Annotated in this window: 9 protein-coding genes; 7 read left to right on the top strand and 2 right to left on the bottom strand. The window is 72.6% G+C overall.

Translation table 11 applies throughout. The features are described 5' to 3' along the window. The first annotated feature begins 145 nt into the window (after positions 1–145). The gene (locus BSB02_RS42370) at positions 146–2,824 is read left to right on the top strand and encodes a glycosyltransferase (RefSeq protein WP_240506550.1); all 2,679 of its coding nucleotides are present in this window, start codon (positions 146–148) and stop codon (positions 2,822–2,824) included. A 71-nt stretch (positions 2,825–2,895) separates the two neighbouring features. Here the strand turns inward: BSB02_RS42370 and BSB02_RS20765 are convergent, their stop codons facing one another. Then, positions 2,896–4,365: a glycosyltransferase gene (locus BSB02_RS20765; protein WP_084960849.1), complete on the bottom strand. Its 1,470-nt coding sequence runs from the start codon at positions 4,363–4,365 to the stop codon at positions 2,896–2,898. A 161-nt stretch (positions 4,366–4,526) separates the two neighbouring features. On the opposite strand from BSB02_RS20765, the gene thrC reads away from it, so the two are divergent. The 5 genes from thrC (at position 4,527) to BSB02_RS20740 (ending at position 11,087) form a co-directional block, all read left to right on the top strand. Continuing rightward, entirely contained in the window at positions 4,527–5,585 is a 1,059-nt protein-coding gene (gene thrC, locus BSB02_RS20760) for a threonine synthase (RefSeq protein ID WP_084960847.1), read from the top strand. A 31-nt stretch (positions 5,586–5,616) separates the two neighbouring features. Further along, complete coding sequence (locus BSB02_RS20755; RefSeq protein WP_084960845.1) at positions 5,617–6,609, top strand: homoserine kinase; 993 nt, start codon at positions 5,617–5,619, stop codon at positions 6,607–6,609. Positions 6,610–7,052: 443 nt separating this feature from the next. Beyond that, the gene (gene rho / locus BSB02_RS20750) at positions 7,053–8,951 is read left to right on the top strand and encodes a transcription termination factor Rho (protein ID WP_084960843.1); all 1,899 of its coding nucleotides are present in this window, start codon (positions 7,053–7,055) and stop codon (positions 8,949–8,951) included. Positions 8,952–9,192: 241 nt separating this feature from the next. Next, positions 9,193–10,431: a sensor histidine kinase gene (locus tag BSB02_RS20745; RefSeq protein WP_240506549.1), complete on the top strand. Its 1,239-nt coding sequence runs from the start codon at positions 9,193–9,195 to the stop codon at positions 10,429–10,431. A 2-nt stretch (positions 10,432–10,433) separates the two neighbouring features. Beyond that, positions 10,434–11,087, top strand: a complete 654-nt coding sequence (locus BSB02_RS20740) for a response regulator transcription factor (protein WP_084960838.1) — start codon at positions 10,434–10,436, stop codon at positions 11,085–11,087. On the opposite strand, the gene BSB02_RS20735 is transcribed toward BSB02_RS20740, so the two are convergent. After that, entirely contained in the window at positions 11,080–12,201 is a 1,122-nt protein-coding gene (locus BSB02_RS20735; protein ID WP_084960837.1) for a hypothetical protein, read from the bottom strand. The two genes, BSB02_RS20740 and BSB02_RS20735, sit on opposite strands and share 8 nt — an antisense overlap. 205 nt (positions 12,202–12,406) lie before the next feature. Between BSB02_RS20735 and rpmE the strand changes: the two genes are divergently transcribed. Continuing rightward, on the top strand, positions 12,407–12,616 hold the full coding sequence (gene rpmE, locus BSB02_RS20730) for a 50S ribosomal protein L31 (protein WP_084960835.1): 210 nt from the start codon (positions 12,407–12,409) through the stop codon (positions 12,614–12,616). Positions 12,617–12,707 lie beyond the last annotated feature (91 nt).

Raw genomic sequence — 12,707 nt, 5'->3', positions numbered from 1 at the left:
CCGGAGGGAAGGGATATTTACACCTTAAACAACTCCAACCTCATACTTCCTCAGAAGACGCTGAAAGCCTCCTGGCAGCTCAGGGCCGGGGAGGGTTCGGGCGTAAGGTAGGCGAGTCCCAGTCAACACGAGGAGCTCACCCCCCATGACCGCGCCTGTTGGCTTCGTCCGCACGCCGGAGAAGGGCATGGCGGCCCTGCGCTGGACGCCCGGCGGATGGCGGGTCGACGGGCGGGCGCCCGACCCGGCGGAGCTGCGGGCGCTGCGCGGCCTGGAGGTCGAGTGGCCCGCCGAGCCCGCGCCCTTGGCGGAGGTCCTGAGCCTGGCCGCCGCGGGCGTGCCGCTGACCGCCGAGACCGCGCCCGCCTGGGTACCCGCCGACCTGGCCGCCCTGCTCACCGACCGCTCCTGGCTCGCGTGCGAGCCGGACGGCACCCTGCGCTGCGTCGCCGACCTGCGCCGCGAGGAGCACAGCGTACGGCTGCGCCGCCTGGCCGCGCCGCCGACCGGCCGGCCCAGGGTCAGCGTGGTGATGGCCACGGTCCGCCCCCACCTGGTCGCCTCCGCGCTGGCGCAGATGGCCCGCCAGAGGCACGTCGAGGTCGAGGCCGTCGTCGCGCTGCACGGCGTGACCCTGGACTCCCGCGCCGCGCCCTTACCGGTGACCTGGGTGGAGGCGCCCGCCGAGCTGCCCTTCGGCGAGGTGCTCAACCTGGCGGCCGAGCGGGCCGCCGGCGACTACGTGACCAAGTGGGACGACGACGATTGGTACGGCCCCGAGCACCTGGCCGACCTGATCAGGGCCATGCGCGCCACCGGCGCGGACATCGTGGGCACCACGGCGGAGTTCTTCTACCTGGAGCGGCTGGACACCACGATCCGGCGGGTCCGCTTCGCCAGCGGCGCCTCCTACCCCAGCGAGGTGTGGGCCGACCACGTGGCGGGCGGCACGATCCTGCTGGCGCGCGACCGGCTGCGCGAGCTCGGCGGCTTCCCGGCCCTGCCCAGGGCGGTGGACAGGCACTTCCTCCAGGCGGCGAGCGAGGCGGGCGCGCGGATCTACCGCACCCACGGGCTCGGCTACGTGCTGCGGCGGGCGGCGGCGGAGGAGCACACCTGGCGGCTGCCGCTGGCGCACTTCCTGCGCGTGCAGGCCAACCAGTGGCACGGCTTCCGGCCCAGCCGGCTGCTGGAGCACGCAGAGCCCGACCGGTCGCCGAATCGGCCGCCAGACCGCGTGCGGGCCAACGACTACCGCACCCTCCGGCCGCCCCGCGGCGACTGGACGCCCACGCTCAGGGTCAGCGTCGTCATCCCCGCCTACGGCGCGCAGGACAAGCTCGACCTGGTCCTGGCGGCGCTGTCCCGGCAGACCTACCCCGCCTCGCTGACCGAGGTGATCGTCGTCGACAACGGCAGCGAGCCGCCGCTGCGCGTGCCGCCGTGGGTCAGGCTCGTGCGGTGCCCGGCGCCGGGCCGGGCCAACGCGCGCAACGCCGGGCTGGCGGCGGCCACCGGCGACGTGATCCACTGGCTCGACTCCGACGTCGTCCTCACCCCCGGCGCCGTCGAGGCGCACATGCGCTGGCACCACGCCGCGCCGTACCTGTCGGTGACCGGCACCATCCGCTTCACCTCCGCCCCGGTGCCCGCCGAGCTGCCGGAGGACCTGGAGGCCGCCTTCGAGCCCGCCGAGCCCCACGGGTGGATCGTCGACCTGCTGGACCGCACCGACGGGCTGACCGGCAGGACCGAGCGGCCCTTCAGCATCCACGTGGGCGGCGCGACGTCCGTCAACGCCGCGCTGCTGCGGGCCGCCGGGCCGATGGACGAGGAGCTCATCCTCGGCCAGGACACCGAGATGGGCTACCGCCTGGCCCAGGCGGGCGCGGTCTTCGTCCCCGAGCCGTCGGCCCGCGCCTACCACCTCGGGTCGACCATGCGCATGCGCGACAAGGCGCCCATCGACCGGGTCAGCCATGCGTTCGTGGCCGACCGCATCCCGACGTACCGGTGGCTGCGCTCGCATCCGGCGCGGCAGTGGAAGGTGCCGTACGTGACGGCCGTCGTGCGGGCCGGGGGCTACGAGGAGACCCGCGCCACGGTCGACGCGCTGCTGGCGGGGACCGTGCCGGACGTGTCGGTGGTGCTGGCGGGGCCGTGGGAGAGCCTGGCGCGCGAGCGCCGCGCGCCGCTGCGCGACCCCGGGCTGGACCTGGTGCTGCTGCGCGGGCACTACGCGCACGAGGGCCGGGTACGGCTGGCGGCCACCGAGGAGGCGGACCCGGCGGTGCCGTACGTGCTGCGGGTGCCGGCCGGGTGGATCCCCGGCGAGGACACCCTGGCGCGGCTGCTCGACCTGGCCCGCGGCCAGGAGCTCGGCATGGTCGCCGTCCTGCTGGAGGAGTCGCCCGTCGTGGCCGCCCGGCTGGAGCGCACGGCCGCCTTCGCCCGCGCCGCGCTGCTGGCCCGCCCCGGCGAGGCGCTGGAGGACGTCGTGGACGACGTGTTCGGGGTGTGCTGGGTCGAGGGCCAGGAGTACGGCTGGGCCCGCGAGGCCGCCCCGCCCACCGGCCGCCGCAGCGCCTACCGCGCCCGCGTCCAGGCCGAGGCCGAGGCGGCGCGCCTGGCCGCCGAGGTCGAGCGCCTGCGCGGCCAGGTCGCCCGGTGGCGCGAGGAGGCCGCGCAGTGGCGGCGCAAGAGCGTGGACCTGCGGCGCGAGGTCGGCGCCTTACGGCGCGAGCTGGGCGCCCTGCGGCGGCCGAGCTGGCGCGGCGTGGCCGCCTCGGTGAAGCAGATGATCCGCCGGGGCGTCCACGGTTAGCATCCGTCGCCATGCCGCACGGATTCCACCACGACGTGCAGCGGGAGTACTTCGAGCAGCCGTGACCCCGGTCAGTTCTGGCGCAGGGCGGAGCGCAGGCGGCCCAGCAGGCCCGGGGCGGGCTCGGCGATGCGGACCGCCGGCTGCGGCTCCCGGGGCTTGGCGGGCTGTTTCGGCGGGGAGGCGGGAGGCCAGTAGCGGTCGGGGGAGGCGTGGCGGACGCCGTGCGTGGCCTCGATCGTGCCGTCGAGGTCGGCGTCGAGATCGGTGGAGCCCAGCAGCAGCGCCCGGCCCAGCGCCGAGGTGCGCTCCAGCCGGGCCGCGCGCCCCTCGGGCAGCTCCACGACCAGCACGCCGCTCAGGTCCTCCTGGATCGTCTCGACCATGCGCTCCAGCGTCACCCGGTGCAGCGGCACCTCCACCGGGCCCCGGTAGCGGAAGGGGATGGGCGCGGGCGTCGGCGCCGCCTCGTCGATCAGCCTCACCCGCTGGTCGTGCAGGTAGAGGTCGCGCAGCCGGCGCAGCTCGAAGTCGGGGTCGTCCAGCACCGGGCGCCGCTCCTCGCCGAGCTTCGACCACGGCCCGACCAGCGTGACCACCACGTCGTGCAGCTTGCCGTCGAGCGCGGCCGACACCGCCTGCCGTACCGTCTCGGCCGGGACGCCCGCGACCTCGTAGACGATCTCGATGTACGGCACCAGCCAGCTGCGCCCGCGCTCCTTGCGCAGGTCGCGGCGCAGCGGCACCCGGTGGGCCAGGTACGGCTCGACCGCCCGCACCGCGCGGTCCCTGTCGCGGTGCTGCGCGGGCAGCCCCAGGTGGACGGCCTGGGCCTGCGGATCGGGGACGAACACCACGCCGTGCATGGCCAGCCGGTAGGCGAACTCGGTGTCCTCGCCGCGCAGCACGGCCGGATCCAGGCCGCCCACCGCGTGGAAGACCTCGCGCCGCAGCGAGACCGTGGGGCCCGTGCACACGTGGTAGGGGTTGCGGCTCCTGCGCAGGCCGTCGGTCTTGGCGATGGTGGCCTCGGTCGAGCTGGGCACCGCCGACTCCAGGTCGAACAGCTCGCCGAGGCTCCCGGCCGCGCGCACCCGCGCGGGCGTCAGCGCGGGCGGCTCGACGAACTTCTTCATGCCGATCCCCACCACGTAGTCGGCCACGTGGTGCCAGCGGGCCAGCGCCTCGATGTGCTCGCGGCAGGCCACCATGTCCGCGTCGAGCCGCTGGATGATCTCGCCGTCGGCCTGCCGTACCCCGGCGTTGACCGCGCAGGAGATGCCCCAGCCGGGCCCGGCCGGCACGATGCGCGTGTTGGCCGGGCGGATCTCCGGCAGCCGCGGCGGCGGATCGCCGCCGTCGTCGACCACCAGCACCTCCAGCAGGTGCGCCGGGTAGGTCTGGGCCGCCAGCGCCGCCAGCACCAGGTCCAGATGCGGCGCGTTCCTGGCCGGGATGACGACGCTCACCGGCAGGCTCGGCGTCCACGCCCCCAGGCGGGGCGGTGTCAGAGGCGAATAGTCGTTCTGCCGCAGCAGCATGGTGATGACCCCCTGCGCAGACCTTAGCGGTAGTTGCTGGGCGTTGCCTGAGGGATGGCTGTGGGAGGGAATGTCCGAGCTGTGGACCGTCCGTCTCGGACCGCGGCCGATGGGCCTACACTCGGTGCCCAACACCGCAGGTAGCATCCTAGGAGACGATCATGGCCAGGGCATGGCGGGGCCTCATCGAGGAGTACCGAGACAGGCTTCCGGTCACCGCGAAGACCCCCGTGGTCACGCTCCTGGAGGGCGGCACGCCGCTGGTCCCCGCCAAGCGCGTCTCGAAGCTCACCGGGTGCGAGGTGTATCTCAAGGTCGAGGGGGCCAACCCCACCGGCAGCTTCAAGGACCGCGGCATGACCGTGGCCATCAGCAAGGCCCTGGAGGAGGGCGCCAAGGCGGTCATCTGCGCCTCGACCGGCAACACCTCCGCCTCGGCCGCCGCCTACGCCGTGCGCGCCGGGCTGACCTGCGCGGTGCTGGTGCCGCGCGGCAAGATCGCGATGGGCAAGCTCGCCCAGGCCCTGGTCCACGGGGCCACGCTGCTGCAGGTCGAGGGCTCCTTCGACGACTGCCTGGAGATGACGCGCAAGCTGTCGGAGAACTACCCGATCGCGCTGGTGAACTCGGTCAACCCGTTCCGCCTGCAGGGGCAGAAGACGGCCGCCTTCGAGATCGTCGACGCGCTCGGCGACGCGCCCGACATCCACTGCATCCCGGTCGGCAACGCGGGCAACATCTCGGCGTACTGGATGGGCTACAAGGAGTACCACGCCGACAAGCTGGCCGCGCGGACCCCGCGCATGTTCGGCTTCCAGGCCTCCGGCGCGGCGCCCATCGTCAAGGGCGCGCCCGTCACCCACCCGCACACCATCGCCACCGCCATCCGCATCGGCAACCCGGCCTCCTGGAAGCTCGCCGAGGCGGCCCGGGACGAGTCCGGCGGGCTCATCGACTCGGTGACCGACCGGCAGATCGCCGCCGCCTACAAGCTGCTGGCCCAGGAGGAGGGCGTGTTCGTCGAGCTCGCCTCGGCCGCGAGCGTCGCCGGGCTGCTGCAGGCCCACTCGCGGGGGCTCCTCCAGGCGGGTCAGCGCATCGTGTGCACGGTGACCGGCAACGGGCTCAAGGACCCCGACTGGGCCATCTCCGGCGCCCCGGCCCCGGTGACCGTCCCCATCGACGTGCACGCCGCCGCGTCGGCCCTGTCGCTGGCGTGACATCGCCGCCCAGCACCGAAGAAGGAGACGAATGACCACCAGCAGGGTCGTCGTGCGCGTCCCGGCCACGTCGGCGAACCTGGGTCCGGGCTTCGACGCCCTCGGCCTGGCCCTGGGCCTGTACGACGAGGTGGAGGCCGAGCTCTTCACTCCCCAGAGCGGTCAGCGGGTCGTCAAGGTGACCGTGGACGGCGAGGGGGCCGGCGAGCTGGACCTGGGGGAGGGGCACCTCATCGTCGAGGCGATGCGCGCGGCCTTCGCCCGGATGGGCGCCCCGCAGCCGGCGGGGATCAGGCTGCACTGCAGGAACGCGATCCCGCACGCCCGCGGCCTGGGCTCCTCTTCGGCGGCCATCTGCGCCGGTCTGCTGGCGGCCGGGGCGTTGGCGCGGCAGCCGTACGCGGCCCTGCCGCATCCGGACGGCCCGCACGCCGAGGCGGCGCTCGGCTCTCAGCGAACACGCGAGCTGTCGGATGACGAGGTGTTCGCCCTGGCCACCGAGATGGAGGGGCATCCCGACAACGTCGCCCCCTGCCTGGCCGGCGGGCTGACCGTCGCGTGGAGCGACCACTCCGGCGCGCCGCGTATGGTGAAGCTGGCGCCGGACCCTCGGGTGCGGCCGGTGGTCCTCGTCCCCGCGTTCCGCCTGTCGACGGAGACGGCGCGAGGGCTGCTGCCGAAGGACGTGCCCCACAAGGACGCGTCGTTCAACGCCGGCCGGTCCGCCCTGCTCGTCGCGGCGCTGACCCAGCGTCCGGAGGCGGGGCTGCTGCTCGCGGCGACCGAGGACCGGCTCCACCAGACCTACCGCGCGCCGGCCATGCCGCAGACGGCCGACCTCGTCGGGCGGCTGCGTGCCAAGGGCGTGGCCGCCGTCGTCTCCGGCGCGGGCCCGACCGTTCTTGCCTTTTCCATGCCGGAAACGCAGGATTTGATCGCGCCCGAAGTGGGTAATGACTGGCACATCCAGCATTTGGACGTCGACCCAGATGGTGCGAGCGTTCGGTTCCCCGAGACACGCTAAATTCTTTCGACCTCCAGGGAATAGCCGTGTGCGCTGGTGATGTTAGGCTGATAGCCGCACCAGATGCCCCCATGACGGGTGCGTGCTTGTCAGCCGGCCATCGCTGCATCATGCTTCACGTCGCGAGGCGTGAGCGGCACGGCTGTCTCCCCGGAACACGTCGCCTCCGATCGGCCCACACCCGGTTGGCCCGACACGAGGCGGCGACGACGGGGCTGCACGGTTCGAACCATCTGGCGACAGCAAATCTGGGGGGTTTTCCATCACGCGCTTCGTCCTGCGGCGCGCGTGGACAAGCCCCTCCCCACAAGTGGCGGTCATCCGCAGCGGTGACCGAAGATCACAGATGTGCACCCCGACCCGGTTTGTCCTGCCGGATCGGCAGCACCTCCGGGACGACCGGTGACAGCAGCCGGCGCCCGACCCCTGGGAAGGACCTTTAGTTGAGCGACACCACCGAACTCCTCTCCGACGCAAGCGCGTCCGGCGACACCCCCACCCGCGCCGCGGCCAAGCCTCGCGCGCGTCGCTCCGGCACCGGCCTGTCCGCCATGGTGCTGCCCGAGCTGCAGAAGATGGCTGCCGAGCTCGGCATCAGCGGGACCGGCCGGATGCGCAAGAGCCAGCTCATCGCCGCGATCCAGGAGAAGACGGGTGAAGGGGCCCCAGCGCCCGCCGAGGCGCCCGCCGCCCCGGCGGCCGAGCCCGCCGAGCGGCCCACCCGCAGCCGCCGGGAACGGTCCCGCGCCAAGAGCGAGGAGGCGACGCCCGCCGCGGTCGCGGCCGAGCCCGCCGCCGCTCCCGCCGCGGCTCCCGCCGAGCCCGTCGCCGCCGAGCCCGCGCCCGCCCCCGTGGCGGAGGCGCCGCCGGTCGTCGAGCAGCAGCCGTCCGACCTCGCCCAGGGTGAGTCCCGCGACCGTGGCGAGAGCCGCCGCGAGCGTCGCAACCGCCGCGAGCGCGGCGAGCGGACCGATCGCGCCGAGCGGGGCGACCAGCAGCAGCGCGGAGCCGAGCGCCAGCAGCCGCAGGCCGCCGACCAGCAGCGCGGCTTCGGCGAGCGGCAGCAGCAGCCCGCCGCCCAGCAGGGCGTCGCCGTGGAGGAGGACGAGCGCGGCGGCCGTGGCCGCCGCGGCCGCTTCCGCGAGCGCAACCGTGGCCGTGGCCGCGACCGCTTCGACAGCAACGAGCCGGTCATCTCCGAGGACGACGTCCTCATCCCGATCGCCGGCATCCTCGACATCCTCGACAACTATGCGTTCGTGCGCACGAGCGGCTACCTGCCCGGCGCCAACGACGTGTACGTCTCGCTCGCGCAGATCCGCCGCCACGGTCTGCGAAAGGGTGACGTCGTCACCGGCGCCGTCCGCCAGCCGCGCGACGGCGAGCGCCGCGAGAAGTTCAACGCCCTGGTCCGCCTCGACACCGTCAACGGCATGGACCCGGAGCAGGCCCGCAACCGGCCCGACTTCAACAAGCTGACGCCGCTGTACCCGCAGGAGCGCCTGCGCCTGGAGACCGAGCCCAACATCCTGACCACGAGGATCATCGACCTCGTGGCGCCCATCGGCAAGGGCCAGCGCGGCCTCATCGTCTCCCCGCCCAAGGCCGGCAAGACGATGGTGCTGCAGGCGATCGCCAACGCGATCACCCGCAACAACCCCGAGTGCCACCTGATGGTCGTGCTCGTGGACGAGCGGCCGGAAGAGGTCACCGACATGCAGCGGTCGGTCAAGGGCGAGGTCATCCACTCGACCTTCGACCGCCCGGCCGAGGACCACACCACGGTCGCCGAGCTGGCCATCGAGCGCGCCAAGCGCCTGGTGGAGCTGGGCCACGACGTGGTCGTGCTGCTCGACTCCATCACCCGCCTGGGCCGCGCCTACAACCTGGCCGCCCCGGCCTCCGGCCGCATCCTGTCCGGCGGTGTCGACTCGACGGCGCTGTACCCGCCGAAGAGGTTCTTCGGCGCCGCGCGCAACATCGAGAACGGCGGCTCGCTGACCATCCTCGCCACCGCGCTGGTGGAGACCGGGTCCAAGATGGACGAGGTCATCTTCGAGGAGTTCAAGGGCACCGGCAACATGGAGCTGCGGCTCAACCGCTCCCTGGCCGACAAGCGCATCTTCCCCGCGGTCGACGTCGATGCGTCGGGCACGCGCAAGGAGGAGATCCTCATGGCCAAGGAGGAGCTGCAGATCGTCTGGAAGCTGCGCCGGGTGCTGCACGCCCTGGAGATGCAGCAGGCGCTGGAGCTGCTCCTGGAGAAGATGAAGGAGACCAAGTCCAACGCCGAGTTCCTGCTCCAGGTCCAGAAGACCACGGTGAGCAACGACCGCGACTAGTTTCCTCCAGCGGTACGGCACGGCGCCCCGGGACCAGGTCCCGGGGCGCCGCTTTCGCATGGGCAGAGCGTGCGCCGCCTCCGGTCCGAGGCGGACCGGCCCTTTCGCGCGAGGCGCCGACGTCGCCGCACTTCAGGCACGCCGGCGCCGCCCCTTTTCGCGCGGGGGTGGGGGTATCCCTACCTCCGAGACACATGGTCGCTCCATTCACCGCGCCGCCCACGCCGGGCACGCTGGAAGGGTGGTGGAGAAGAGACTCGCGGGACCGCTGGGCGTCATCGCGGACCCCACGGCCTGGCGGGCGGCGCCGTACCTGCTGCTGAGCCTCGCCTTCGGCCTCGGCTGGTTCGTGGTCCTGTCCGTCGGGGTGTCCGTGTCGCTGTCGACGGTGATCGTGTGGGTCGGGGTGCCGCTGCTGCTGGCCACGATGCTGCTGTGGCGGGGCGGGGCGATGCTGGAGCGGCGGCTGCTCGGGCTGGCGCTCGGCGTGCGGATCGCCGACCCCTACCGCCCCCGGCCGCCGCGGGGCTTCCTCAAGTGGCTGTTCACCGACCCGGCGACGTGGCGCGACCTGGGCTATCTGCTGCTGCTGTTCCCGCTGAGCCTGGTGGAGTTCACCGCCTCGGTGGTGCTGTGGGCGCTGACGCTGGGGCTGATCGGCGCCCCGCTGCTGTACGGCGCCGGCGCCGAGATCCGGGTCCTGGGCCTGGTCGACGGCTGGCCGGAGGCGCTGGCCTGCTGCCTGGCCGGAGTCGTCATGCTCGTGGTGACGCTGCACGCCGTACGCGGGATGGCCTGGTTGCACGGCTCCCTCGCGACGCTGCTGCTCGGCGGTGCCCTCGACGGCAAGGAGGCGGCCCGGCTGCGCGCCAGCCGCGCCCGCGGGGTGGACGCCGCGGAGATGGAGCGCCGCCGGATCGAACGGGACCTGCACGACGGCGCCCAGCAGCGGCTCCTGGCCGTGGCGGTGGACCTCGGGCGCGCGCAGGCCAAGCTCGACACCGACCCGGAGGCGGCGCGTCGGCTCATCGCGCAGGCCCACAGCGGCGCCAAGGCCGCCATCGCCGAGCTGCGCGACCTGGCCAGGGGCATCCACCCCGCCATCCTCACCGAACGCGGCCTGGACGCCGCCCTGTCGGCGCTGGCCGCCCGCTCGCCCGTCCGCGTCGACGTCTCGGTCGACCTGCCCGAGCGCCCGCCCGCCGCCGTGGAGAGCATCGCCTACTTCATCGTCGCCGAGGGGCTGACCAACATGGCCAAGTACTCGCAGGCGCGCGAGGGCTCCGTGCGGGTCGTCAAGGAGGGCCGCCAGGTAGTGGTCGAGGTCTACGACGACGGGGTGGGCGGCGCGGAGGTACGGCCCGGCGGCGGGCTGGCGGGCCTGGCCGACCGCGCGGCCACCATCGACGGGATCCTCATCCTGCACAGCCCCGTGGGCGGTCCCACGCTGCTGCGTGCCGAGCTGCCCTACGAGTGGTGACCATGCGGGTGGTCATCGCCGAGGACTCCGTGCTGCTGCGCGAGGGCGTGGCCCGGCTGCTGGCCGACGACGGCATCGAGACGGCCGCGACCGTGGGCGACGGCGCCTCGCTGCTCCCGGCGATCGAGTCGACCGGCGCGGACCTGGCGATCGTGGACGTGCGCATGCCGCCCACGCACACCGACGAGGGGCTGCGGGCGGCGCTGGAGGTGCGGGCCGCCCGGCCGGGTTTCCCGGTGCTGGTGCTCTCGCAGTACGTGGAGGAGCGCTACGCGGGCGAGCTGCTCGGGCCGGCGATGGGCTACCTGCTGAAGGAGCGGGTGGCGGACGTGGCCGACTTCCTCGACGCGGTGCGCCAGGTGGCGGCCGGCCGTACGGTGATCGACCCCGAGGTGGTCGCGCAGCTGCTGAGCAGGCAGCGGCGGGGCGCTCCGCTGGACTCGCTGTCGCCCCGGGAGCGGGAGGTGCTGGCGCTGATGGCCGAGGGGCGGTCCAATGCGGCGATCGCCGCGCGGCTGGCGGTGACCGAGGGGGCCGTCGAGAAACACATTTCCGGAATTTTCCAGAAACTTCACCTCGAACCGGCCCCCGACGATCACCGCCGGGTGCTCGCCGTCCTGGCCTACCTGGGCACGGCGAGCACGCGGCTCACCTGACGTCGACGAAGTCGGTGGCCGAGGACTTCTTGGTCTTGCTGGTGCCCGGCACGACGACCTTCCAGTAGCCGTCGGCCTTCTGCTTGACCTTCTTGGCCCACACGCCGGTGGAGGTGGTCTTGGCGAAGCCGTAGAAGACGAAGGACTTGCCGCCCTTCTTCTTGAAGTACAGCTCCAGGACCTTGCCGCCGTAGCCCTTGGTGCCGCGGTAGGCCTTGCCGTACACCTTGAAGGCCTTGCCGCCCTTGACCTTGGCCGGGGCCTTGATCGTCACGCGCGACTTGGCCTTGGGGGCGACGCCGCCCTTGGGGGCCAGGACGGTGAAGTCCATGCCGCGGGCTTCGATCTTCTCGCTGTTCCGCTCGGCGTGGATGACGAGGTACCAGCTGCCCGGCACCGTGTCGTCGGCCATGTAGGCGGTGTAGCGGTAGACGCCGTCGCTCTCCTTGTAGAGCGGGACGCGGATGTTCATCGAGCCGTCGGCGTGGTTGAGGTCGGCGTAGACGTTCTTGGCGTTCTTGACGGTGGCGAAGACGCGGACGGGGACGTCGGTGCCGGTCTTGAGCTGCACCTGGGCGGGGGAGACGCCGCCGGAGACGGCCGAGGTCTTGTCGTCGACCTGCAGGTCGAAGGTCTTCCTGTCCTCGGTGTCGACGCGGAACGCGGTGACGTTCAGCTTCCAGACGCCCGCCTTGTCGGCCTTCGTGATCTTGAAGGAGCCCGTGAACGTCAGGTAGCCGGGGAGGCTGGGAGTGATCGTCGCTGTGGGAGACGCCGACGGCGTGGGATACGGCGTCGGCTTGGGCGGCACAGTGGTGGGAGAGAGCGGGATGCTCGTCTGCGTGGTCTCGCCCGGTTTCTGGAGTGATGCGGAGACTCCGGCCAGATCGTCGTTGGCCTTGTAAGGGGAGTTGATCTTGATGGTGAACGCGACCTCGTTGTCCTTCTCCAGGGGGACGACCAGGTCGGAGGAGCCGAGATCGAGCTCGATCGGGTCGACCGCGGCGCTCAGCGCGGGCATGGACGCGGCCGCGGCGGCGACGAGGCCCGCGCCGCTCACGAAGACCGCCGCTCCGGCGAGGGCGGCGAGCCGAGACCGAAGCCTCTGGACCATGTGGGGTTCCTTTATGTGCGGATGAGGGGAATGGTGCGGTTTGGCGAGCCTATTGTGACGCAAGTGACCCGTCCAGATCATGAAAGCCCGGGAATGTGTCCTGGCCTGGAGTGGTTCAACGATCTGGCACACTGGTAGCTGAACCGTCGCGGTACCGGTTCCCGCCCGTCGAGCGACCCGGCGACCGCATCTCGAAAGGACATCCATGAAGAAGGACATCCACCCCGAGTACCACGTGACGCAGGTCACCTGTGCCTGTGGCAACTCCTTCACCACGCGCAGCACCGCGAAGAACGGCGTGATCCACGCCGACGTGTGCTCGGCCTGCCACCCCTTCTACACCGGCAAGCAGAAGATCCTCGACACCGGCGGCCGCGTGGCGCGCTTCGAGAAGCGGTTCGGCAAGAAGGCTTAGCTTCCACGACGCCGGCCCGGTGGCACAGACGTGCCCCCGGGTCGGCGTTGTTGGTGATGGAGCCCATCGAAGAGCGAAGGACGGCACGGTG

Source organism: Thermoactinospora rubra (assembly GCF_002093975.1).
GTDB classification, from domain to species: domain Bacteria; phylum Actinomycetota; class Actinomycetes; order Streptosporangiales; family Streptosporangiaceae; genus Nonomuraea; species Nonomuraea rubra_A.
Note: the sequence above shows the minus strand (reverse complement) of the source record. Positions and strands in the feature narration are given on the sequence as shown.

Excerpts from the sequence above, each read along its gene's own strand:
- BSB02_RS42370 (WP_240506550.1), top strand. The coding sequence starts at position 146 with ATGACCGCGCCTGTTGGCTTCGTCCGCACGCCGGAGAAGGGCATGGCG.
- BSB02_RS20765 (WP_084960849.1), bottom strand. The coding sequence starts at position 4,365 with ATGCTGCTGCGGCAGAACGACTATTCGCCTCTGACACCGCCCCGCCTG.
- thrC (WP_084960847.1), top strand. The coding sequence starts at position 4,527 with ATGGCCAGGGCATGGCGGGGCCTCATCGAGGAGTACCGAGACAGGCTT.
- BSB02_RS20755 (WP_084960845.1), top strand. The coding sequence starts at position 5,617 with ATGACCACCAGCAGGGTCGTCGTGCGCGTCCCGGCCACGTCGGCGAAC.
- BSB02_RS20740 (WP_084960838.1), top strand. The coding sequence starts at position 10,434 with ATGCGGGTGGTCATCGCCGAGGACTCCGTGCTGCTGCGCGAGGGCGTG.
- BSB02_RS20735 (WP_084960837.1), bottom strand. The coding sequence starts at position 12,201 with ATGGTCCAGAGGCTTCGGTCTCGGCTCGCCGCCCTCGCCGGAGCGGCG.
- rpmE (WP_084960835.1), top strand. The coding sequence starts at position 12,407 with ATGAAGAAGGACATCCACCCCGAGTACCACGTGACGCAGGTCACCTGT.